Genomic DNA, 24,474 nt, shown 5'->3' on the forward strand with positions numbered 1-24,474 from the left:
GCCACGGGGGAGGGGGAAGGGACAGCAACCGTGATCGCAGTCCGGCAGACCCGAGACATCCGAGAAACCCGAGACGCCAGAGAAGCCCAGGACGCCAGAGACGATCGAGAAACCCGGGAAACCCGCGTCGTGACCCGTGACCGTGCCCGCACGGACACCGTCAGACGCGCCGAACTGAGCCAACTCCAGTCCGTCCTCGACGAAGTGACCAACGGCCGCCAGCAGGTGGTGGAGCTCGCCGGAGACCCGGGCAGCGGCAAGTCCCGCCTGCTCACCGCGCTCGCCGAGGAGGCCGCCGCCCGCGGCTTCACCGTGCTGCGCGCGCTGGCCGACCCGGCCGAGCAGGGCATGGCCGGCAGCCTGTTCGTGCAGGTCCTGCGCGCCTGGATCGGCCTCGCCGACCGGGCCGGGCTGCGCGACGAACTGCTCGCGGTGATCCGCCGGATCGCCGGGTCCGTGGGTGATCCGGCGAGCGGCTGCCCGGTCCCGGAGCGCCTCTGCGCCCTGCTCGAACAGCACACCTGCCGGGGCCTGTTGATCGTCCTGGACGACGTCCACGCGGCCGACCCCGGCTCGCTCGCGCTGCTCGACCGGCTGATCCGCTGGCCGGTCCGCGCCCCGCTCGCGCTGGTGGTCGCCCACCGGCCCCGGCAGGCCCCGCAGGGGCTGCTCGCCACCCTGGCCCGCGGCAGCCAGCTCGGCACCACCCGGCGGATCGAGCTCGGCCGGCTCGACCTGGCCCGGGCCGCCGAACTGCTCGACCTGCCCGCCACGGACCCCCGGATGCGTGCCCTGCACCGGGACGCCCACGGGAACCCGCTCTACCTGCTGGCCCTCGCCAGGGTCTGCCCCGGCCGGCTCTCCGGCCGCCCCGAGGGCTCGCTCGCGGACCTGCGGGGCCTGCCGCCGGACGCCGCCCTGCCGGACCGGCTGGTCCGTCACCTGGTGACCGAGCTCGCCGTTCTCGGCCCGCGCCAGCGGCTCGTCCTCGCGGCCGCCTCGGTGCTCGGCACCGAACTGGACCCGCACGGGGTCGCCGCGGTCGCCGGTACGACCCAGGACGAGGCCTGCCGGATCCTCGACGAACTGCGCCGGCTCGACCTGCTGCGACCGCTCCCCGGCAGCCCGCACAGCGGCTTCCGGCACCCGTTGGTGCGGTGGCTGGTCTACGACGGCGCCGACAGCTGCTGGCGCGCCGACGCCCACCGCCGGGCCATCGAGGTCCTCGCGGCCCGGGGTGCCCCGGCCGACCGGCTCGCCCCGCACATCGAACGGGCCACCCCCGGGCAGGATCCGCAGGACGCGGCCGTGCTCACCGCGGCCGCCCGGACGGCGCTGCGCACCGGGGACACCGAGCTGGCCGGGCACTGGCTGGGCGCCGCCCTCACCGCGCTCGGCCGCCGGGGCCCGGCCGACGACCGGGTGGCCCGTCAACTGCTGGCCGCGGCGGACGAGGTGGCGGCCCGCACCGGATCGCGCGCCCTGCTCACCGAGGCCACCGTGCGGCTGGGTGGCGAGGACCGCCCCGACGGGGCTGCGGCCGGCCGCCCGCCGGGCGCGAAGCCGCGGAGCCGGGGTGAAGCCGCCCGGGCCCGTCCCACCCGCGCGTCGGCCGCCGCCCAGCCGCCCGCGCCCGGCGAGCCGACCGGGGCCGGTCCGTACGGCGGACCGACCCTGGACCTGCTCACCGGGCGGGAGCGGGAGATCGCCGAACTCGCCGGCACCGGCCTGCGCAGCCGCGAGATCGCCGACCGGCTCGGGCTGAGCGCCCGTACCGTCGAGGTGCACATCGCCCGTACCTACCGGAAGTTGGGCATCGGCTCCCGCGCCGCGCTGGTCCGGCTGGTGGTCGAGGAGCACCGCCGGGCGTCGTGACCGTCGTGACCGGAGCCGGTCCGGGCCTGCCCGGGGGTCGGACACCGGCCGGGACCCGGACCGGCCCGGCCCGGCCTCAGGGCGGTCCCGCAACCGCACCGGAAGCCGTCCTGCGGAACGGCCGCGCGGCGGGAATAGCCGTCCGCCGAGGACTGTTGAGGCGCTGGACGGCCGCGACGGCCGCCGACGACCGTGGTGCGCCGGCCTGTGCGCCCGGGTGCGCGGCGGGGAGGGCGGCAGGGTGAGCGCGGAGGAGGAGCACCGGTGAGGTACGAGGTACTCGGCCCGCTCAGGGTCAGCGACGCGGACGGCCAGGTCGTGATCACGTCCCGCAAGACCGAGACGGTGCTGGCCGTCCTGCTCGCCCGGATGGGCCAGGTGGTCTCGGTGGACGACCTGGTGAGTGAGCTGTGGCCCGCCGGTCCGCCGCAGCGCGCCCGGGACGCCGTCTACGTGTACGTCTCGCAGCTGCGCAAGCTGCTGACCCGCCCAGGCGAACCCGATCCGGTCATCACCCGGGCGCCCGGCTACGTCCTGTGGACGCCGCCCCGGGCCGTCGACTTCCAGGCCCTCCAGGAGCAACTGCCCACCGCCCGGGCGATGATGCGGGAGCGGCGGTACGAGGAGGCCTGCGAGCTGCTGGAGGAGATCGTCGCCCTGTGGCGCGGCCCGGTGCTGGCCGGGCTGCAGGCCGGCCCGGTGGTCAACACCTTCGCGGCCTGGCTCCAGGAGCTCCAACTGGAGTGCAGCGAACTGCTGGTGGAGTCCAAGCTGATGCTCTCCCGGGACCGCGAGGTGGTCTCCCAGCTGCGCTGCCTGATCCGCGAGCACCCGTTGCAGGAGAGCTTCTACGCCCAGCTGATGCTGGCCCTGTGGCGCTCCGGCCGGCAGGCCGAGGCCCTGGGCGTCTACCACTCCGCGCGCGACACGCTCAACCGGGAACTCGGCCTGGAGCCGGGCTGCTGGCTGCGCAACCTGCAGCGCACCATCCTGGAGGTGCGCGGCGAGGGCCCCGCCCGGCGGACGCCCGCGGCCGTACGGGCCTGACGGCGCTCCGCCACCGCCGCCGCCCCGCCGCCACCGCCGCCGCTCCGCGACCGTTTGGGTGCGGTTTAGGCCCCTTTGGCACCCTTGGGGAGGCAGTACCGGAACCCCGAGCGATGACGGAGCGATTCGAGTGAACGATGTCCCCACCCGCCGCCTGGGCGGTCTGGAAGTCGGTGCCCAGGGGCTCGGCGCCCTCGGCCTGAGCGAGTTCTACGGCCCGACCGACCCCGAACAGGCCGTCGCCACCATTCGTCGGGCGCTCGACCTGGGGGTCACCCTGATCGACACCGCCGACGTCTACGGGCACGGCCTGAGCGAGGAGTTGGTCGGCCGGGCGGTGGCCGGCCGGCGCGATGAGGCGGTGGTGGCCACCAAGTTCGGGGTGCTGCGCACCGGCGACGGGATCGGGCAGGCGGTGCGCGGCGACGCCGCCTACGTGCGGGAGGCCGCCGACGCCTCGCTCAAGCGGCTCGGGCTGGACCACATCGACCTCCTCTACCCGGCCCGGGTCGACCCCTCGGTGCCGATCGAGGAGACGGTCGGCGCGCTGGCCGAGCTCGTCCGGGCCGGGAAGGTCCGGTACATCGGGCTCTCCGAGGCCGCCCCGGCGACCATCCGCCGGGCCCACGCCGTGCACCCGCTGGCCGCCGTGCAGACCGAGTGGTCGCTGTTCTCCCGCGAGCTGGAGAGCGAAGTCGTGCCGCTGGCGCGCGAGTTGGGCATCGGCATCGTGCCGAACGCGCCGCTCGGCCGGGGCCTGCTCACCGGGCGCTACCGGGCCACCGAGGTGTTCGGGCCGAGCGACTTCCGGACCGTCGCCCAGCCGAGGTTCACTCCGGAGAACTTCCCGGGCAATCTCGCGCTGGTCGACCGGCTGGAGCCGCTCTCCATCGAACTCGGCGTCTCCGTTGGCCAGTTGGCGCTGGCCTGGGTGCACCACCGGGGCGAGGACGTGGTCCCGATCCCGGGTACCCGACGGATCGACCACCTGGAGGAGAACCTCGCCGCCGCGACGCTGGCGCTCGGTGCCGAGGAACTGGCGGCGATCGAGGCCGCGGTGCCCGCCGAGCAGGTCGCCGGTGACCGGCTCACCGAGTTCAGCCGGCAGTTCGTCGACCGCTGATCGGCGGCCGACCGTACGTACGGCACGCACCGCACCCGCACCGTACGCACGGCACGCACCGTACGCGCGGCACGCACCGCACGCACCGCACTTGCTCCGCACCCACCGCGCGCACCGGACGGACCCTCGGGCCCGTCCGGTGCGCGCTGCTGTCCGCCGGTCAGGAGGTCACCGGCTCACCGCTGTCCTGCGGGCTGACCTCCTCCAGCACCGGTTCGGCCGCGAAGGCCTTGGGCCGGCCCGGGAGGAGCAGGCCGACGGCCACGATGACCGCGGTCATCGCCAGCTCCCACCAGAAGGCGGAGGAGTACGCGTCCCGGACCGAGTGGCCGTCGGCGACCCCGCGCTGGACCAGCAGCGCGACCAGGGCCACGCCGAAGGAGCCGCCGACCTGGTTCAGCGACAGCATGGTGCTGGTCGCCCCCGAGGTCTTCTCCAGCGGCACGGTCCGGTAGAGCGAGGCGAGCGTGGGCGCACCGACGCAGCCGAGGCCGAGGCCCGAGACCAGCGCGTAGAGGCCGAGCACCAGTTGGCTGGTGGCCCCGTCGGACAGCGCGTTGCCCAGGGTGCCGAGCACCACCAGCGCGGCGCCGACCGGCACCAGCAGGTTGGCGCCGAGCCTGTCGCTGAGCCGCCCGGCCAGCGGCATCCCGAGGAAGGTGCCGACCCCGAAGGGCGCCAGCAGCAGCCCACTGGCCATCAGGCTCTGCCCGTGCACCTGCTGCTGGTACAGCGGCAGCAGCACGTACAGCGAGAACACCGCCGCGCCGGTGAGCGCCATCGCGACCACCGCGCCCGTGAAGCCCTTGTTGGCGAGCAGGCGCACGTCGATCAGCGGGGTGCGGCGGGTGGTGAGCGCGTGCACCACGAAGCCGGCCACCAGCGCCACCCCGATGAGCAGCGACACCAGCACGGTGGGGGAGCCGAAGCCCTTGTGGGCGGTCTGCGACAGCCCGTACACCAGGACGGCGAAGCCGGGGCTCAGCAGCACGGTGCCGAGCACGTCGAAGGTCGCGCGCTCGCCCTCGGCGGGGGCGTCGGCGGGCACCACCTTGAACGAGAACACCAGCGCCGCCAGCACGATCGGCACGTTCACCAGGAACAGCCAACTCCAGTGCAGGTTGTCCGCGATGACCCCGCCGAGGATCGGGCCGATCACCGGGCCGAGGGTCATCGGCAGCGCCAGCAGGCCCATCACCCGGCCGAGCCGGGCCGGGCCGGCGGCGCGGGCGGTGAGCGTCATCATGACCGGCTCGATGATGCCGGCCGCCACCCCCTGGAGGATGCGGAAGGTCACCAGCGCGCCGATGTTCCAGGACAGCGCCGAGGCGACGGCCGTCACGGTGTAGAGCACCAGGCCGAACAGCCAGACCTTCTTGCCGCCGAAGTGGTCCACCGCCCAGCCGGTCACCGGGATGGTCGCGGCCACCGCCAGCAGGTAACCGGTGATGACCCATTCGGCGGTGGTGAGTGTGGTGTGGAAGTTGTCGGCCAGCGGGCTCAGTCCGACGCCGACGATGGTGGCGTTCAGCGTCGCGGTGACCGATGCGAGCGCCATGACGACGATCAGCTTGACCAGCGGACCGTCCAGCCGATTCTCGGCCGATTGCGTCATTTCAGTCCTTAGCGATAGCAGGGGAGGAGAAAACGGAGGAGGGGGCGGTCGCGAACCGCGTGGCGCCCCGTGGCCGCGGAATGCGGTGGGGGATTTCCGGCGAATCCGGAGAAGGGGCGTTCCGAGAACCGGCGTGCTGAAAGAGCGTATAAACAAGTCAGGCCCGGCGGCCATCGTCCCTTAGACACCGTTAAGGCCGTCGGCCCGGAATGCGGGTCGACGGCCTCCGGCGGGGCGCCCGGCCGCCGGTCGGGCATCGGTGACCTGCGGATACGCCCCGCCGGCCGGGGGTCGGGAGGGTTCCCGGCGGCTTTAGGATCGCTCCCCTCAGGCCGGGTCCGGTCGGGCGGCCTCCACGGTCAGGGCCCGGGCCGGGCAGAGCTGGTGGGCGAGCCGGACGTCCTGCTCCCGCTCGGCCGGGGGCTCCGGCTCCAGCAGGGTCACCAGTCCGTCGTCGTCGTGTTCGAAGACGTCCGGCGCGGTCAGCACGCACAGGCCCGCGCCGATGCAGCGGTCCCGGTCGGTGGAGATCCGCACCCCGGCCCCGCTCACCAGGCCACCGGCAGGCGCTCGACGCTCTGCATGGTGCCGGTGCGGCGCATCACCAGCTCCTCGGCCGGCACCGCCAGCCGCAGCCCGGGCAGTCGGCGGACCAGCGTCTCGAAGGCGATCTCCAGTTGCAGCCGGGCCAGGTTCTGCCCCAGGCACTGGTGGATGCCGTAACCGAAGGTCAGGTGCTGCCGGCTGGCCCGGGCCAGGTCGACCTCGTACGGCTCGGCGTGCACCCGGTCGTCCCGGTTGGTCATGGTGGAGGAGACCACCAGGCCGTCCCCGGCCTTCAACACCAGGCCGTCGATCTCGATGTCGTCCGTGATCCAGCGCACCCCGGCGAAGTCCGTCACCGCGGTGATCCGCAGCAGCTCCTCGATCGCGGTGGCGGCCGGCACCACGCCGTCGCGCAGCGCCGCCAGCTGCTCCGGGTGCTCCAGCAGGGCCAGCACGCTGATCGGGATCATCGAGGAGGTGGTCTCCAGGCCCGCGATCAGCAGCACCATGGTCAGCTGCACCACCTCGTCGTGGGTCAGCTCGCCGCTCTCCACGTGGGCCACCAGCCGGCCCACCAGGTTCTCGTCCGGCTTGCGCTCCTGGGCCGTCACCAACCGGTCCAGGTAGCGGACCAGTTCGGCGGCGGAGGCCTCGGTGTGCTCCGGGTCCCGGCCCTGCATGACGCCGGCGGTGGCGGTCTGGAAGAAGGCGTGGTCCTCGTACGGGATGCCCAGCAGCGCCGACATGACGAGCGACGGGATCGGCGCCGCGAAGTGCTCCACCAGGTCGGCGGGGGAGCCGAGTTCCTCGATCCGGTCGATCAGTCCGTTGACGATCCGCTCGATGTCGGGGCGCAGCGCCCGCGCGTGCTTGAGGCTGAACTCCGGGTTGAGCAGCCGTCGGTGGTGGTGGTGGACCGGCGGGTCCTCGCCCACCAGCACCAGTTTGCGGGCGGCCGGCGCGCCCAGGTGCGGGGCCATGGTGGGGTAGGCGTCGTAGCTGCGGTCGGAGGACAGCCGCTCGTCGGCGAGCAGCCGGCGGGCCTCCGCGTAGCCGGTGATCAGCCACACCCGGCGGTCGTCCCACAGCGTGACCTGGTTGATCGGGCCCCGTGCGCTGATCTCCCGGTAGACGTCCGGTGGCTGGTAGGGGCAGGTGCGGCGCACCGGGAACGACGGTGCTTCGACGGAACTGGCGGACAACGCGGCCTCCCGGTCGGATTTCCCGGAACGGTTTTCCGGGGGGAATTCTGGTTGCTCCGGCGCATGCTAGTTCCGCTCCCCGGGCGCGGGCCACGGCAGTTCCGACGGGAATCAACGGTAATTCAATGAGCGTTTGTCGCGGATTCAGCGGCGCATTCGCCGGGCGCTGGGGGGCGGTTCAGCAGACGCGCCGGGCCGGTTTAGCTCCGTTGCCTAGCGTGATCGGTGCGCCGTTCCACCGGCGCCGTCCCCGTCCTTGTGCTGATCGGAGTTGTCGCATGGCATCGATTTCCCTCCCCGGCCCGCTGGCCCCCGCCGCAGCGGCCCTGCGGGGCCGGCTGCTGGCCTGGCTGGCGGTGCCGCCGCTCGGCCCCACCGGGCCGAACCCGCCGGTCGGCGACCCCGACAACCTGCTCCACCTGACCGACCTCGCCGAGACCCTGATCAGCTACGAGTCCACCAACTCCGATTTCAGCGGGGCCACCCCGACGCTGGACGACCTCGCCCACGTTCGCTACGAGCTGCGCGACCAGCAGGGCGCGCTGGTCGGGACGACCAGGGGGATCGGACGGATGCTGCGCAAGGGCCCGGAGGGCAACTTCCTGGGCTACTTCTCGGAGGAGATCCGGCTGATCGACGGCAACGTCATCCGCACCGGCGGCATCGTCGACGACGCCCGGCTGACCCTCGGCGAGCAGCAGACCATCAAGGCCGTCGCGGTGGCCGGCCCGCTGCGCGGGGCGATCGGCTTCCGCCAGTTCCGGCCGGTGGAGACCCACAAGTCGTACGCCTCGGCGATCGTCCTCTACCGCTGAACACCGCCGCTGAACAGCCCCGCTGAACACCCTTGCGCCGGGCCGCCGTTCGCCCCGACGCGCACTCCGACCCGGCTGGGAGTAGACCGCAGATGGACCCCGCAGAGATCCGCCTCCTGGCGGCCGGCACCGCGTTGCCGGGCCCGCCCATCGACAACGCCGCCCTGGGCCGCCGGTTCGGCATGGACGCGCTCTGGGAGCAGTGGGTGGACGCCTTCATCGGCACCCGCACCCGGCACCTCGCCCTCGACCTGGAGACCGGTGAGCAGCGCGACACCCTGGCCGACCTCGGCACCACCGCCGGCGGGCGCGCGCTGGCCGCAGCCGGCACCGACCCCGCCGACGTCGACCTCGTGGTACTCGGCACCGCCACCCCGGACACCCTGATGCCCGCCACCGTCAACCTGATCGCCGACCGGCTCGGTATCGACGGCGTGGCCACCTACCAGTTGCAGTCCGGCTGCTCCGGCGCCGTCCAGGCGATCGACGTCGCCCGCCAACTGCTCTCCACCGGCCGGCACCGCACCGCCCTGGTGCTGGGCGGCGACGTCATCGCCAAGCACTACGACCTGACGGCCGACCTGCGCGCCGTCCCCCCGGCCGAACTGGTCAACTACGTGCTGTTCGGCGACGCCGCCGGGGCCGCCGTGCTGAGCGCCGACCCGGCCGCCGGCCCGACCGCCGTCCGGGCCTCCTTCGTCCAACTGGCCGGCCGGGGACGGGAACCGGGCCAGGTACTGGAATGGTTCGGCCCGGTCGACCGGCACAGCGGGCGGCCGACGGCCCGGGAGGACTACAAGGCGATCGAGGAGACCGTCCCGCTGTTCGCCGAGCAGATCCTGCACCGGCTGCTCGCCGAGGCCGGCTGGCAGGAGGGCGAGGTGACCCACCTGCTGCCGCCGCAGCTGTCCACCCGGATGACCGCCCGGATCGTGGAGCGCCTCGGGCTGACCGGCGCCGAGGAGATCAGCTGCGTCGGCGAGACCGCCAACACCGGCAACGCGCTGGTCTTCTTCCAGCTCGAACAGGTCCTGCCGAAGCTCTCCCCGGGTGACCGGGCCGCCGCGATCGCGGTCGAGTCCAGCAAGTGGATCAAGTCCGGGTTCGCCCTGGAACACGTCTGACCCCTCCCGGCCCAACCCGCCGCCTCCCGGCCCCGCCCCGTCCGGACCGTCCCACCCGTCCGGACCGTCCCACCCGTCCGGCCCCGCCGCACCTCTCCAGCCCCGCCGCACCCCGAACCATCGAAGGGCAGAGCACGCATGTCGAACGACGAGAAGCTCCGCGACTACCTCAAGCGGGTCAGCGCCAGCCTCCAGGACAGCCGCCTGCGGCTGCAGGAGGCCGAGGCCAGGTACACGGAGCCGATCGCCATCGTCGGGATGGCGTGCCGCTACCCGGGCGGGGTCGGGTCGCCGGAGGAGCTGTGGCGGCTGGTCGCCGAGGGCCGGGACGCGATCTCGGAGTTCCCGGCCGACCGGGGTTGGGACCTGGACGGGCTGTACGACCCGGACCCGGAGCGCACCGGCACCTCCTACACCCGGCACGGCGGCTTCCTGGCCGAGGCGGCCGGCTTCGACGGCGAGTTCTTCGGCATCAGCCCCCGCGAGAGCAGCACCATCGACCCCCAGCAGCGGCTGCTGCTGGAGACCACCTGGGAGGCGCTGGAGAGCGCTGGCCTGGACCCGGCCGCGCTGCGCTCCACCCCGGTCGGCGTCTTCACCGGGATCATGTACAACGACTACGGCTCGCGGCTCAACCCGCTGCCGGCCGCCGTCGAGGGACAGGTCGGCATCGGCAGCGCGCCCAGCGTCGCCTCGGGGCGGATCGCGTACACCTACGGCTTCGAGGGGCCGGCGGTGACGGTGGACACCGCCTGCTCCTCCTCGCTGGTCGCCCTGCACCTGGCCGCGCAGGCCCTGCGCTCGGGCGAGTGCACGCTGGCGCTCGCGGGCGGGGCCACCGTGATGGCCACCCCCAACACCTTCGTCGAGTTCAGCCGCCAGCGCGGGCTGTCGCCGGACGGCCGCTGCAAGGCGTTCTCGGCGGGCGCGGACGGCACCGGCTGGGGCGAGGGGGTGGCCCTGCTGCTCCTGGAACGGCTCTCCGACGCCAAGGCGAACGGGCACCCGGTGCTCGCGGTGGTGCGCGGCTCGGCCGTCAACCAGGACGGCACCAGCAGCCAGCTCTCCGCCCCGCACGGGCCTTCGCAGGAGCGGGTCATCCGGGCGGCGCTGGCGGCGGCCGGACTGGGTACGGCGGATGTGGACGTGGTGGAGGCGCACGGGACGGGGACCAGGCTGGGGGACCCGATCGAGGCGCAGGCGCTGCTCGCCACGTACGGGAAGGGCCGTTCGGCCGAACGGCCGTTGTGGCTGGGGTCGGTGAAGTCCAACATCGGGCACGCCCAGGCGGCGGCCGGGGTGGCTGGTGTGATCAAGATGGTGCAGGCGCTGCGGCACGGTGTGCTGCCGGCCACCCTGCACGTCGACGAGCCGACCGGGGAGGTGGACTGGTCCACCGGCGGGGTGGAGCTGCTGCGCGCACCGGTGGACTGGGCGCCGGGCGAGCGGCCGCGCCGTGCGGGGGTCTCCGCCTTCGGGATCAGCGGGACCAACGCGCACGTGATCCTGGAGGAGGCCCCGGCCGCCGCTGCGGCGGAGGCGGCTCCGATCGAAGGCCCCGCGGCTGCCCCGGTGCTGCTCTCGGCGCGCTCGGAGGCGGCGTTGGGCGCGGCGGCCGAGCGGCTCGCGGACTGGCTGGAGAACGGTGAGGGCGCGCAGGTCGGGCTCGCGGAGGTCGCGGCCTGGACGCTCACCCGGAGCGCCCGGCACCGGATCGGGGCCGCCGTGGTCGCCTCGGACCGGGCCGAACTGATCGGCGGACTACGGGCGTTGGCCGGGCAGTCCGCGCACCCGGCGGTGGTGTCGGGTCGGGTGGCGTCCTCGCCCGGTCGGGTGGCGTTGGTGTTCCCGGGTCAGGGTTCGCAGTGGGTGGGGATGGGGGTGGCGCTGGCCGAGTCCTCGCCGGTGTTCGCGTCCCTCCTGGCCGAGGCCGGTCGGGCGCTGGAACCCTATGTGGACTGGGAGTTGGGGCAGGCTCTGCGGGATCCGGTCCTGTTGGAGCGGGTGGATGTGGTGCAGCCGGTGCTGTGGGCGGTGATGGTCTCGCTCGCGGGGCTGTGGCGCTCGTACGGACTGCCGGTGGACGCCGTGGTGGGTCACTCGCAGGGCGAGATCGCGGCGGCTGCGGTGTCCGGGGCGTTGAGCCTGGAGGACGCTGCGGCGGTGGTCGCCTTGCGCAGTAAGGCGATTCGGGCAGTGGCGGGTGACGGCGGGATGGCGTCGGTGCCGCTTCCGGTGGTCGAGGTGGAGTCCCTGATCGCCCGCTGGGACGGCGCGTTGGAGGTCGCGGCGGTCAACGGCCCGTCCTCGACAGTGGTTTCCGGAACGGCTACGGCGATCGGCGAACTGGTGGCCTGGGGTGAACAGCAGGAGGTACGGGTGCGGCGGGTCCCGGTGGACTACGCCTCGCACTCGGCCCAGGTCGAACCCCTCCAGTCCGAACTCCTCGACCTGCTGGGCCACATCAACCCCAAGTCCTCCGACATCCCGTTCTACTCCACCGTCACGGGAACCCTGCTGGACACCAGTGCCCTGGACGCCGGGTACTGGTTCCGTAACCTGCGCAGCCGGGTCCGCTTCGAGGACACCGTCCGCGTCCTGGCCGAGGACGGTTTCACCACCTTCGTGGAGGCCAGCGCCCACCCGGTGCTGACCGTCGGCATCCAGGAGACCCTGACGGAGAATCCCGACACCCTGGTCACCGGCACCCTGCGCCGCAACCGCGAGGACGACCAACCCCTGCTCCAGGCCCTGGCCGCCGTCGAACTCCACGGTCACCGCCTCAGCTGGCCCCTCACCGCCCCCACCACCCCACCCGGCCTGCCCACCTACCCCTTCCAGCACCGCCGCCACTGGCTCGACGCCCCCACCCACGCGGGCGGCCCGGACGTCTCCGCCCACCCCCTGCTCGGCGCGACCGTCGAACGCGCCGACGACGGCGGGCTGGTGCTCACCGGCCGCCTCTCCCCGCGCAGCCACCCTTGGTCGGCCGAGCACACCGTCGCGGGGACGGTCCTGTTCCCGGGTACGGGCTTCGCCGAACTCGCCCTGGCCGCCGCCGAGTCCGTCGGGTCCTCCGCCGTGGACGAGCTGGTGCTGCTCTCGCCGCTGACCCTCGGCGAGGTGGTGCTCGATCTCCAGGTCCTCGTCCCGGCCGCCGACCAGGACGGCCGCCGGACCTTCGACGTCTACTCCCGCCCCGAGCACGGCGGCGCGGGCGACTGGACCCACCATGCGACCGGCACCCTGGCCGCCGCGTCGGCCGAACCGGCAACCCCCATCGAGGAGTTCCCCGCCGACTGGCCCCCGGTCGAGGCCGTCCCCCTCGAACTGGCCACCGCTGCCGCGCGGTTCGCCGCCGCCGAGGTCGGCTACGGCCCGACCTACCAGGGCCTGCGCGCAGCCTGGCAGCACGGCGACGTGCTCTACGCGACCGTCGAACTCCCCGAGGCCGCACACCCGGACGCCGCCCGCTATGGCATCCACCCCGCCCTGCTGGACGCCGCCCTCCAGGCCGAGGCGGCGGCCGACGGCCCCGACGGCCCCGACCGCCCCGCCGAACTGCGGCTGCCGTTCGCCTGGAACGGCCTCGGCCTGCACGCCGTCGGCGCCACCGCGCTGCGGGTGCGGCTGGACCGCCTGGACCAGGACACCCTCAGGGTCCTGGCCGTCGACCCCGAGGGCGCCCCCGTCCTCACCGTCGACACCCTGGTGCTGCGCCCGGTGGCCGCCGACCGGCTGACCGCCCCCGCCCCCCGGGGCCCGGCCCGGCCCACCCGCACCCCGGCCCGCCGGGCCGCCGGGCGTACGGCGGGGGAGGGCGGCGCCGTCGAGCGCCTGCGCCGGCTGTCCGGCCCCGACCGGGAGCGGCAGTTGCGCGAGCTGGTGCGGGGCGAGGTCGCCGCCGTCCTGGGCTACGCCACCCCCGCCGAGCTCGACCCCGACCGGGCCTTCCGCGACCTCGGCTTCGAGTCCCTCACCGCCGTCCAACTGCGCGACCGGATCGCCGCCGCCACCGGCCTCAAGCTGCCGCCGACCCTGGTGTTCAACCACCCCAGCCCGCGCGCCCTCGCCGAGCACCTCGGCGAGCTGCTGCGCCGCAGCGGCAGTGCACCGGCCGCCGCGCCCGCCCGTACCCGGGCCGCCGCCGACGAACCCCTCGCGATCATCGGGATGGCGTGCCGCTACCCGGGCGGGGTCGGGTCGCCGGAGGAGCTGTGGCGGCTGGTCGCCGAGGGCCGGGAGACGATCTCGGAGTTCCCGGCCGACCGGGGCTGGGACCTGGACGCGCTGTACGACCCGGACCCGGAGCGCACCGGCACCTCGTACACCCGGCACGGCGGCTTCCTCACCGGCGCCGCCGACTTCGACCCGGCGTTCTTCGGCATCAACCCGCGCGAGGCCGTCGCGATGGACCCGCAGCAGCGGCTGCTGCTGGAGACCTCCTGGGAGGCGCTGGAGAGCGCCGGCCTGGACCCGGCCGCGTTGCGCTCCACCCCGGTCGGCGTCTTCACCGGCCTGATCTACACCGAGTACGGCGGCCGGGTGCGCGGCTCCGCCCCCGAGGCGGAGGGCTACCTCGGCACCGGCAGCGCGGGCAGCGTGGCCTCCGGCCGGATCGCGTACACCTACGGCTTCGAGGGGCCGGCGGTGACGGTGGACACCGCCTGCTCCTCCTCCCTGGTCGCCCTGCACCTCGCGGGCCAGGCGCTGCGCTCCGGCGAGTGCAGCCTCGCCCTGGTCGGTGGCGCCACCGTGATGTCCACCCCGGACACCCTGATCGAGTTCAGCCGCCAGCGCGGCCTGTCGCCGGACGGCCGGTGCCGGGCCTTCGCGGCCGCCGCCGACGGCACCGGCTTCTCCGAGGGCGTCGGCCTGCTGCTGGTCGAACGGCTCTCCGACGCCCGGGCGAACGGGCACCCGGTGCTCGCGGTGGTGCGCGGTACCGCCGTCAACCAGGACGGTGCCTCGAACGGTCTGACCGCCCCGCACGGGCCCTCGCAGGAGCGGGTGATCCGGGCGGCGCTGGCGGCGGCCGGGCTGGGTGCGGCGGACGTGGACGCGGTGGAGGCGCACGGGACGGGGACCAGGCTGGGGGACCCGATCGAGGCGCAGGCGCTGCTGGCGACGTACGGCCAGGACCGGCCTGCGGAACGGCCGTTGTGGCTGGGGTCGGTGAAGTCCAACATCGGGCACGCCCAGGCGGCGGCCGGGGTGGCGGGTGTGATCAAGATGGTGCAGGCGCTGCGGCACGGTGTGCTGCCGGCCACCCTGCACGTCGACGAGCCGACCGGCGCCGTCGAATGGGGGAGCGGTGCGGTCGAGCTGCTGCGCGCACCCGTCGAGTGGGCGCCGGGCGAGCGGCCGCGTCGCGCGGGGGTCTCGGCCTTCGGGATGAGCGGCACCAATGCGCACGTGATCCTGGAGGAGGCCCCGGCCGCTGACGTGCCCGCGCCGGAATCGGAGTCGGAGCCGGTTCCGGTGCTCGCCCCGGTGCTGCTCTCGGCGCGCTCGGAAGCGGCGTTGGGCGCGGCGGCCGAGCGGCTCGCGGACTGGCTGGAAGGCCCGGGGGCCCAGGTCGGCCTGTCCGAGGTGGCGGCCTGGACGCTGACGCGCGGAGCCCGGCACGGGTACGGCGCCGCCGTCGCCTCGGGCGAGCGCGCCGAGGTGGTGGCCGCACTCCGTGCGCTGACCGACCATCCGGCGGTGGTGTCGGGTCGGGTGGCGTCCTCGCCCGGTCGGGTGGCGTTGGTGTTCCCGGGTCAGGGTTCGCAGTGGGTGGGGATGGGGGTGGCGCTGGCCGAGTCGTCTCCGGTGTTCGCGTCCCTCCTGGCGGATGCCGGTCGGGCGCTGGATCCCTATGTGGAGTGGGAGTTGGGGCAGGCGCTGCGGGATCCGGTCCTGTTGGAGCGGGTGGATGTGGTGCAGCCGGTGCTGTGGGCGGTGATGGTCTCGCTCGCGGGGTTGTGGCGCTCGTACGGGTTGCCGGTCGACGCGGTGGTGGGGCATTCGCAGGGTGAGATCGCGGCGGCGGCGGTGTCGGGGGCGTTGAGTCTGGAGGACGCTGCGGCGGTGGTGGCCTTGCGCAGTAAGGCGATTCGGGCGGTGGCGGGTGACGGCGGGATGGCGTCGGTGCCGCTGCCGGTGGCAGAGGTGGAGGCGTTGATCGCCCGCTGGGACGGCGCGTTGGAGGTCGCGGCGGTCAACGGCCCGTCCTCGACGGTGGTTTCCGGTACCGCGACGGCGATCGGCGAGCTCGTGACCTGGGGCGAACAGCAGGAGGTACGGGTGCGGCGGGTCCCGGTGGACTACGCCTCGCACTCCGCCCAGGTCGAGCCCCTCAAGTCCGAACTCCTCGACCTGCTGGGCCACATCAACCCCAAGTCCTCGGACATCCCGTTCTACTCCACCGTCACCGCAGGGCCGCTGGACACCAGCGCCCTGGACGCCGGTTACTGGTTCCGCAACCTGCGCAGCCGAGTCCGCTTCGAGGACACCGTCCGCACCCTGGCCGCCGAGGGTTTCACCACCTTCGTGGAGGCCAGCGCCCACCCCGTACTGACCGTCGGCATCCAGGAGACCCTGGCCGACCACCCCGAAACCCTGGCCACCGACATCCTGGTCACCGGCACCCTGCGCCGCAACCGCGAGGACGACCAGCCCCTGCTCCAGGCCCTGGCCAGCGTCGAACTCCACGGCCACCGCCTCAGCTGGCCCCTCACCACCCCCACCACCCCACCCGGCCTCCCCACCTACCCCTTCCAGCACGACCACTACTGGCTCGACCCCGCCCCGGACATCAGCGACCCGGGCCACCTTGGCCTGCAGAGCGCCGACCACCCGTTGTTGGGTGCCACCACCGACCTGCCGGACGGCACCGCGCTCTACACCAGCCGGATCTCCACCGGTACCCACGCCTGGCTGCTCGACCACGCCGTCACCGGCACCCCGCTGCTGCCCGCGACCGCGCTGGTCGAACTCGCCCTGCACGCCGGCCACCGCGCCGCCGTCCCGGCCCTGGCCGAACTGACGCTGGAGGCGCCGCTGTTGCTCGACGACGGCGCCGTGCACCTGCAGACCACCGTCCAGCCCCCGGACGCCGACGGAGCCCGTGCCCTGGCCGTCCACTCCCGCCCGGCCGCCGCCGGCCCACAGGAGCCGTGGACCAGGCACGCCACCGCCCTGCTCCTGCCCGACCGCCGGTCGGCCGCCGCCCCCGAGGACCGGCCGGCGGCCTGGCCCCCGCCCGGCGCCACACCCGTGGACCCGGCCGACCTCTACCCCGGGCTCGCCGACCGGGGCTACGACTACGGCCCGGCCTTCCAGGGCGTCCGCGCCCTGTGGCGCGCCGGTGACGCCGTCTACGCGACCGTCGAACTCCCCGAGGCCGCGCACCCGGACGCCGCCCGCTACGGCATCCACCCCGCCCTGCTGGACGCCGCCCTGCACCCCCTCGCCGCCGGCCTCACCGCCCCCGAGGACGGCACCCCCGAGTCCGTCGCCCCCGAGGACGGCACCCCCGAGGACGCCGACCGGGGAACGGCACTCCCCTTCGCCTGGACCGGCGTCACCCTCAACGCCACGGCCGCCACCAGCCTGCGGGTCCGGCTGACCCGGCACGGCGCCGACTCGGTCGCGCTCTCCGCCACCGACCCGCTCGGCGGGCCGGTGCTCTCCGCCGAGCGGATCGCCCTGCGCCCGCTCGCCCCCGGCGCACTCACCGCCGCCCGCCCGGTCGGGCGGGCCGACGCCCTGTACCACCTGGACTGGATGCCCGTGCCCCCGCCGACGGCCGCCCCCGCCGGGCAGGCGGTGGTCGAACTGCCCGAGCACCACCTCTCCGCCGACCCCACCGACACTGCCACCACCACCGAACTCCCCGACCCCGCCACCCTGTTCACCACCACCCCGCCCGCCCTCGCCGTCCTGCCACTCACCCTCCCCGAGCACCCGCACCCGCACCCGGACTCGCAGCCGCACCCGGACCCGGACCCGGGCGCCGCCACCGCCGCCCTGCTCGCCTTCGTCCAACGCTGGCTCGCCCAGGACCACCTGGCCGACACCCGCCTCGCCGTGCTGACCCGCGACGCCCAGCACACCGGCCCCGCCGACCGCCCGGTCCAGCCCGTCGCGGCCGCCCTCTGGGGCCTGCTGCGCAGCGCCCAGACCGAGCACCCCGGCCGGTTCCGCCTGCTGGACACCGACGGGCACCCCGACTCCCGGGCGGCGCTGGCCACCGCCCTCGCCCTGGACGAGCCCCAACTCGCCCTGCGCCGTGGCACGGTGCTCGCCCCGGCGCTCGCCCCGCTGCCCGCCCGGCCCGAGCTCACCGCCCCCGGGGACGGCCCCTGGCGGCTCGCCCCCACCGGGGACACCCTGGACGCGCTGGCCCTGCTCCCCGCCCCGGACGCCGCCCGCCCGCTCGCCCCCGGCGAGGTGCGGATCGCCGTGCGGGCCGCCGGACTGAACTTCCGGGACGTGCTGATCACCCTCGGCGTCTACCCGGACCGCGCCCTGCTGGGCACCGAGGCGGCCGGTGTGGTCACCGAGGTCGGCCCGGAGGTGACCGGCCTGGCGCCCGGCGACCGGGTCACCGGCCTGGTGTCCGGGGGCATCGGCCCGGTGGCGGTCACCGACCACCGGCTGCTGGCCCGCGTCCCGGCCGGCTGGAGCTTCGCTCAGGCCGCCGCCGTCCCTGCCGCCTACCTGACCGCCCACTACGCCCTGGTCGACCTGGCCGGGCTCCGCGCGGGCGAGCGGCTGCTGGTGCACTCGGCGGCCGGCGGTGTCGGCATCGCCGCCGTCCAGCTCGCCACCCACCTGGGCGCCGAGGTGTACGGGACGGCCGGGCCCGGCAAGTGGGACACCCTGGCGGCGCTCGGCGTCGACCCGGCCCGGACCGCCTCCTCCCGCACGCTCGACTTCGAGGGGCTGTTCCTGGCCGAGACGGCCGGCGCGGGGGTGGACGTGGTGCTGAACTCCTTCACCGGGGACTTCGTCGACGCCTCGCTGCGGTTGCTGCCGCGCGGCGGCCGCTTCGTCGAGATGGGCAAGGCCGACCTGCGCGACGCCGACCGGATCGCCGAGCAGTACCCGGGCGTGCGCTACCGCTCCTTCGACCTGCTGGAGGCCGGTCCGCAGCGGATCGGCGAGCTGCTGACCGAGCTGCTGGCGCTGTTCGAGCGCGGGGTGCTGACCCTGCCGCCGATCACCGCCTGGCCGGTCGCCCGGGCCGGGGAGGCGCTGCGCCACCTCGGCCAGGCCCGGCACACCGGCAAGGTCGTGGTGACCGTCCCCGCGCCGCTCGACCCGGCCGGCACCGTGCTGGTCACCGGCGGCACCGGCACCCTCGGCGCACTGACGGCCCGGCACCTGGTGACCGAGCACGGCGCGCGGCACCTGCTGCTGGCCGGCCGGCGCGGCCCCGAGGCGGCGGGCGCCGCCGAGCTGGCCGCCGAACTCACCGGACTGGGCGCCGAGGTGACCGTCGCCGCGGTGGACGTCGCCGACCGGGCGGCGCTGGCCGCGCTGCTCGACTCCGTCCCCGCCGAGCACCCGCTGACGCTGGTGGTGCACGCCGCCGGCGCCCTCGCGGACGGCGTCCTGGAGGCCCTCGACCCGGCCGCGCTGGAGGCGGTGCTCGCCCCCAAGGCCCGGGCCGCCCGCCACCTGGACGAGCTGACCCGGCACGCCGACCTCGCCGACCTGGTGCTGTTCTCCTCCGTCTCCGGGGTGCTCGGGGGCGGCGGGCAGGCCAACTACGCGGCGGCCAACGCCTACCTGGACGGCCTCGCGCAGCGCCGCGCCGCCGAGGGCCTGCCCGCGACCTCGCTCGCCTGGGGCCTGTGGCAGCGGGCCAGCGCACTGACCGGGCAGCTCACCGACGGCGACCGGGCCCGACTGGCCCGGGGCGGCCTGGTGCCGCTCACCGATCGGGAGGGCCTCGCCCTGCTGGACGCGGCCCGCGCCACCGGCCGGGCGGCCGTCGTCACCACCCGGTTCGACCTGCGGGCGGGCCGGGCCGCCGGCACCGTGCCCGCGCTGCTGCGCTCCCTGGCGGGCGCCCCCGCCCGGCGCAGCGCCGCCGGTGCGCCCGCCACCGGGGCCCCGGCCCCACTGCTGGACCGGCTGGCCGGCCTCGACCCGGCCGGGCGGGCCGAGGCCCTGCTCCAACTGGTGGTCGGCCAGGCCGCCGCCGTGCTGGGCCACGGCGGCGCCGGGACCGTCGCCGCCGACCAGGCCTTCAAGGAGATCGGCTTCGACTCGCTCACCGCCGTCGAACTGCGCAACCGCCTGGGCGCGGCCACCGGCCTGCGGCTCGCCCCGACCACGGTGTTCGACCACCCGACCCCCTCGGCGCTGGCCGCCCACCTGCACCGGACCCTGGCCCCCGAGGACGAGGCCGCGCCGGACCCGTTCCTGCGCGAGCTCGACCGGCTGGAGTCCCTGCTGCCCGCGCTGGCCGCCGCGGACGGCGTCCGGGGGACGGTCGGCCGGAGGCTGCGCGAGCTGCTCTGGCGCCTGGACGACACCCCGGCCGAGGACGACGGCGAGCGCGCCGAGGACCTCGCGACGGCCAGCGACGAGGAACTGTTCGCCGCGCTCGACGACGAACTCAACCATCCCGGAACGGAGGTCTGAGATGCCCGGGACGACCGAACCCACCGCCACCCCCGGCGGCACCGAGGAACGGCTGCGCGACTACCTGCGCCGCGCGACCGCCGACCTGCGCCAGGCCAGGCGCCGGATCGAGGCCCTGGAGGAGCGCGCGCACGAGCCGGTCGCGATCGTCGGCATGGCCTGCCGGCTGCCCGGCGGCGTGCGCACCCCCGAGGACCTGTGGCGGCTGCTCGCCGAGGGCCGGGACGCGGTCGGCGACTTCCCCGCCGACCGCGGCTGGGACCTCGACACGCTGTTCGACGAGGACCCGGCCACCCCCGGCACCTCGTACGCCCGCCAGGGCGGCTTCCTGGACGGCGCCGGCGAGTTCGACGCCGCCTTCTTCGGCCTCGGCCCGCGCGAGGCGCTCGCCATGGACCCCCAGCAGCGGCTGCTGCTGGAGACCGCCTGGCGGACCTTCGAGTCCGCCGCCCTCGACCCGGCCGCCCTGCGCGGCACCCGGACCGGCGTGTACGTCGGCATGATCGGCCAGGACTACGCCCCGCGCCCGCACGAGGTGGCCGGCGAGCTCGACGGCCACTTCATGACCGGCAACGCCGGCTCCGTCGCCTCCGGCCGGCTCGCCTACCACTTCGGCCTGCACGGACCGGCCCTGACCGTCGACACCGCCTGCTCCTCCTCGCTGGTCGCGCTGCACCTGGCCGCCCGCTCGCTGCGCTCGCGCGAGAGCGACCTCGCCCTGGCCGGCGGGGCCTGCGTGCTGGCCCACCCGAGGGTGTTCCTGGAGTTCAGCCGCCAGCGCGGACTGGCCCCGGACGGGCGGTGCAAGGCCTTCGCGGCGGGCGCCGACGGCACCGGGCTCGCCGAGGGCGTCGGCCTGCTGCTCCTGGAGCGCCTCTCCGACGCCCGCGCCAACGGCCACCGGGTGCTGGCCGTGCTGCGCGGTTCGGCCGTCAACCAGGACGGCCCCAGCAACGGGCTCACCGCCCCCAGCGGACCGGCCCAGGAGGCCGTCATCCGGGAGGCGCTGGCCGACGCCCGGCTCACCCCCGACCAGGTCGACGCGGTCGAGGCGCACGGCACCGGCACCACGCTCGGCGACCCGATCGAGGCCCGCGCCCTGCTCGCGGTGTACGGCCGCGTCGAGCGCGAACGCCCGCTGCGGCTCGGCTCGTTGAAGTCCAACATCGGGCACACCCAGGCCGCCGCCGGAGCCGCCGGGGTGATCAAGCTGATCCTCTCCCTGCGGCACGAGACCCTGCCCGCCAGCCTCCACCTGGACGCGCCCACCCCGCACGTCGACTGGACGGAGGGCGCCGTCGAACTGCTCGCCGAGGCCGCGCCCTGGCCGCGCGGGGAGCGCCCGCGCCGGGCCGCCGTGTCCTCCTTCGGGATCAGCGGCACCAACGCCCACCTGGTCCTGGAGGAGGCCCCGGAACCGCCGCCCGCCGAACCGGGTGCCGGCCCCGCCGACCGGCCCTGGCTGCTCACCGCCCGCACCCCCGAGGCGCTGCGCGACCACGCGCTGGCGCTGGCCGCGCACGCCGAGGCCGGCGCCGCGGACCGCGCCGGGGACACCGCCCACTGGCTCGGCCACGGCCGGGCACGGTTCCCGCACCGGGCCGCCGTGCTGACCGACCGCCCGGCGGAGATCGCCCCGGCCCTGCGCGCCCTGGCGGCCGGCCGTACCCACCCCGCCCTCGTGCGCGGCACCGCCGTCGCCGCCCCCAGGGCCGCCTGGACCTTCACCGGCCAGGGCTCCCAGCAGCCCGGCATGGGGCGTGAACTGCACGCCGAGCACCAGGAGTTCGCCAAGGCCCTGGACGAGGTGTGCGACGCCCTCGACCCCCACCTGGACCGCCCGCTGCGGGACGTGATGTTCGCCGAGCCGGGCTCCGCCGACGCCGCACTGCTGGACCGCACCCGCTACACCCAGCCGGCCCTGTTCGCCCACCAGACCGCGCTGGCCCGGCTGCTCGGCACCCGGCTGCCCCCGCCGGTCGCGGTGCTCGGCCACTCGATCGGCGAACTGTCCGCCGCCCACCTGGCCGGGGTGTTCGGCCTGGAGTCGGCGGCCGCGCTGGTCGCCGCCCGGGCCCGGCTGATGGACGAACTGCCCGCCGGCGTGGGCGCGATGCTCTCCGTCCAGGCCCCCGAGGAGCGCCTCACCGCACTGCTCGCACCGTACGGGGAGGCGCTCGGCCTGGCCGCCGTCAACGGTCCGGCCTCCACCGTGGTCTCCGGCGACGCCGAGGCGATCGCCCGGCTCGACCGCGAGCTCACCGCCCTCGGCCTGCGCACCCGCCGGCTGCGGGTCTCGCACGCCTTCCACTCCGCCCAGCTGGACCCGGTGCTGGAGCGCTTCCACGCCGAGGCGCAGCGGATCGGCTACCGCGCCCCGAGCCTGCCGGTGATCAGCAATGTCACCGGCGAGACCGCCGACCCCGAGCGGATCGCCGGCCCCCGGTACTGGACCGAGCAGATCCGTGCCACCGTCCGCTTCGAGCAGGGCGTGCGCACCCTGCGCGAGCACCACGGCGTCACCGCCTACCTGGAACTCGGCCCGCACAGCACGCTCGCCGCGCTGACCGCCGCGATCCACCCGGAGGCCGTCCAACTGGCCGTGCAACTGCGCGAACGGCCCCAGTCGAGGGCGCTCGCCGCCGCGCTGGCCGGGGCCGAGGTGCACGGGCTGCCGGTCGGCGGGCCGACCGGGCCGGCGCCCGCCGCCGACCCCGACACCGTGCCCGGCCATCCCTTCGCCCCGGTGGTCCACTGGCTGGCCACCCCCGGTCCGTCCGGCGCCGGCCCCGCACCCGCGCCGCTGCCCGGGGCCACCACCGCGGAGCGGGCGCCCGCCGAGGACCCGGCCGCCCTGCTGCGGCGCTGGACGGACGCCGGGCCCCGGCACCGCACCGCCGTGCTGCTCGCCCTGGTCACGGAACAGGCCGCCGAGGTCCTCGGCTACGCCGACCCGGCGCGGATCGGCGAGCGGGAGCGCTTCCAGGACCTCGGCTTCTCCTCCTTCACCGTCCTGGACCTGCGCAACCGGCTCGCCGACGCCACCGGGCTCACCCTGCCGCCGGTGGTCGCCTTCGACCACCCCACGCCGGCCGAGCTGGCCGCGCACCTCGACCGCCTGCTGGCCGAGTCCGTCCTGCCCGCCGCCTGACGCACCGCCGTCTGACGCACCCACCGCCCGAGGCACCGCCGCCCGAGGCACCACGCCCGTCCAGCCCCCTCCGTCCACCCCTCCGCCGAACCTCCCAGAGGAGCGAACCCCGGTCATGCGCGTCGGAATCACCTACCTCAGCATCTCCCCGTCGGTCGACCGGTCCTCCGCCCGGCAGAAGTACCTGGACTTCGCCCGGCAGGTCGAATGGGCCAACGACCGGGGCTTCTCCGGCATCTGGATCACCGAGCACCACTTCTCCGGCTACAGCCTCAGCTCCTCCCCGCTGCTGCTGCTCGGCCAGGCCGCCGCGCTCGCCCCCGACCTGCGGATCGGCACCGGCATCCTGGTGCTGCCGCTGTGGGACCCGGTCCGCCTGGTCGCCGACGTCAACACCCTGGACCAGCTCTCCGGCGGCCGCCTGGACCTCGGCATCGGCCGCGGCTACCAGCCGCACGAGTTCCTCGGCTTCGGCCGCGACCTCGACCGGAGCCGGGCGGCCTTCGAGGAGTCCGCCGACCTGGTGCTGCGGCTGCTCACCGAGACCGAGGTCACCCACAAGGGCGAGTTCCACCGGATCGACGCCCCGGTGACCGTCCTGCCGCCCGCCCACCAGACCCCGCACCCGCCGGTGTGGGCCGCCGCGGTGTCGCCGGAGTCCACCCGCTTCGCCGTCCGGCGCGGCTTCCACCTGCTCGGACTGGCCCTGTCGACCCCGGCCGAACTCGCCGCCCAGTGGCAGACGGTGAACGCCCTGGCGGCCGAGGAGGGGGTCGCGGCCCAGGGCCTGGAGTACGCCGTCAACCGCTTCGTCCACGTCGGCACCGACCCGGCCGGGCGCCGGGCCGCCGCCCGCGAGGTCGCCCGGCAGATCCAGACCTCCCGGGCGCTGGCCGAGGGCGCCTACCCGACCGGCGGCCGGCCGCCGGTCCCGGCCGCCGTCGACCCGGCCGACGAGGAACTCGCCTACCAGCGGCTGCTGGCCGGCTCGCCCGAGCAGATCGTCGAGCAGATCGCGGAACTCGCCGCCGCCGGGGTCACCCGGGTCAACGCCGCCTTCGAGTACGGCACCCTGCCCGCCGACACGGCCTTCGCCGCGCTGCGCACCTTCGCCGCCGAGGTGCTGCCCGCACTGCGGGAGCTGCCCGTACGGCTCTGAACCCCCCGCAACCCCCAACCCCCCACCCCCACAGCCCCCACACGCCGCAGGGGGGGGGGGGGGGGGGGGGGGGGGTGCCCCCCCTGGGGGGGGGGGGGGGGGGGGGGGGGGGGGTGGGGGGGGTTTTTGTTGCCCCCCCACTCGCCGCCCCCCCCCAGGTTTCTCTGTGGGGTGGT

Annotated in this window: 11 protein-coding genes; 8 read left to right on the top strand and 3 right to left on the bottom strand. The window is 75.4% G+C overall.

Annotated elements, in window-relative coordinates:
• The first annotated feature begins 129 nt into the window (after positions 1-129).
• The 3 genes from ACZ4W5_RS10080 to ACZ4W5_RS10090 all read left to right on the top strand — a co-directional run bounded on the left by ACZ4W5_RS10080 (position 130) and on the right by ACZ4W5_RS10090 (position 4,045).
• Positions 130-1,875, top strand: coding sequence for a helix-turn-helix transcriptional regulator (locus ACZ4W5_RS10080; RefSeq protein ID WP_465653822.1), 1,746 nt, complete (start codon positions 130-132; stop codon positions 1,873-1,875).
• A 264-nt stretch (positions 1,876-2,139) separates the two neighbouring features.
• Positions 2,140-2,922: an AfsR/SARP family transcriptional regulator gene (locus tag ACZ4W5_RS10085; RefSeq protein ID WP_465653823.1), complete on the top strand. Its 783-nt coding sequence runs from the start codon at positions 2,140-2,142 to the stop codon at positions 2,920-2,922.
• Between the two features lie 130 nt (positions 2,923-3,052).
• Entirely contained in the window at positions 3,053-4,045 is a 993-nt protein-coding gene (locus ACZ4W5_RS10090) for an aldo/keto reductase (protein ID WP_465653824.1), read from the top strand.
• A 160-nt stretch (positions 4,046-4,205) separates the two neighbouring features.
• On the opposite strand, the gene ACZ4W5_RS10095 is transcribed toward ACZ4W5_RS10090, so the two are convergent.
• The 3 genes from ACZ4W5_RS10095 to ACZ4W5_RS10105 form a co-directional block, all read right to left on the bottom strand.
• Entirely contained in the window at positions 4,206-5,660 is a 1,455-nt protein-coding gene (locus ACZ4W5_RS10095) for a DHA2 family efflux MFS transporter permease subunit (protein ID WP_465653825.1), read from the bottom strand.
• 327 nt (positions 5,661-5,987) lie between these two features.
• Entirely contained in the window at positions 5,988-6,212 is a 225-nt protein-coding gene (locus ACZ4W5_RS10100) for a ferredoxin (protein WP_465653826.1), read from the bottom strand.
• A complete protein-coding gene (locus ACZ4W5_RS10105; protein WP_360236519.1) occupies positions 6,209-7,408 on the bottom strand; it encodes a cytochrome P450 in 1,200 nt (399 codons plus the stop codon). Before ACZ4W5_RS10105 ends, ACZ4W5_RS10100 begins: the two co-directional genes overlap by 4 nt.
• A 278-nt stretch (positions 7,409-7,686) precedes the next feature.
• On the opposite strand from ACZ4W5_RS10105, the gene ACZ4W5_RS10110 reads away from it, so the two are divergent.
• The 5 genes from ACZ4W5_RS10110 (at position 7,687) to ACZ4W5_RS10130 (ending at position 24,298) form a co-directional block, all read left to right on the top strand.
• The gene (locus ACZ4W5_RS10110; protein WP_360236522.1) at positions 7,687-8,223 is read left to right on the top strand and encodes an allene oxide cyclase barrel-like domain-containing protein; all 537 of its coding nucleotides are present in this window, start codon (positions 7,687-7,689) and stop codon (positions 8,221-8,223) included.
• A 92-nt stretch (positions 8,224-8,315) separates the two neighbouring features.
• Positions 8,316-9,347, top strand: coding sequence for a 3-oxoacyl-ACP synthase III family protein (locus ACZ4W5_RS10115; RefSeq protein WP_465653827.1), 1,032 nt, complete (start codon positions 8,316-8,318; stop codon positions 9,345-9,347).
• 138 nt (positions 9,348-9,485) lie between these two features.
• The gene (locus tag ACZ4W5_RS10120; protein WP_465653828.1) at positions 9,486-19,988 is read left to right on the top strand and encodes an SDR family NAD(P)-dependent oxidoreductase; all 10,503 of its coding nucleotides are present in this window, start codon (positions 9,486-9,488) and stop codon (positions 19,986-19,988) included.
• A gap of 52 nt (positions 19,989-20,040) precedes the next feature.
• Positions 20,041-23,139, top strand: coding sequence for a type I polyketide synthase (locus ACZ4W5_RS10125; RefSeq protein ID WP_465653846.1), 3,099 nt, complete (start codon positions 20,041-20,043; stop codon positions 23,137-23,139).
• Between the two features lie 115 nt (positions 23,140-23,254).
• Positions 23,255-24,298, top strand: coding sequence for an LLM class flavin-dependent oxidoreductase (locus ACZ4W5_RS10130; RefSeq protein WP_465653829.1), 1,044 nt, complete (start codon positions 23,255-23,257; stop codon positions 24,296-24,298).
• Positions 24,299-24,474: the final 176 nt, after the last annotated feature.

The organism is Kitasatospora sp. NPDC029367 (assembly GCF_055569135.1).

What these genes read in the sequence shown, in the direction of transcription:
- ACZ4W5_RS10115 (WP_465653827.1), top strand. Translation starts at nt 8,316, where the DNA reads ATGGACCCCGCAGAGATCCGCCTCCTGGCGGCCGGCACCGCGTTGCCG.
- ACZ4W5_RS10110 (WP_360236522.1), top strand. Translation starts at nt 7,687, where the DNA reads ATGGCATCGATTTCCCTCCCCGGCCCGCTGGCCCCCGCCGCAGCGGCC.
- ACZ4W5_RS10095 (WP_465653825.1), bottom strand. Translation starts at nt 5,660, where the DNA reads ATGACGCAATCGGCCGAGAATCGGCTGGACGGTCCGCTGGTCAAGCTG.
- ACZ4W5_RS10130 (WP_465653829.1), top strand. Translation starts at nt 23,255, where the DNA reads ATGCGCGTCGGAATCACCTACCTCAGCATCTCCCCGTCGGTCGACCGG.
- ACZ4W5_RS10120 (WP_465653828.1), top strand. Translation starts at nt 9,486, where the DNA reads ATGTCGAACGACGAGAAGCTCCGCGACTACCTCAAGCGGGTCAGCGCC.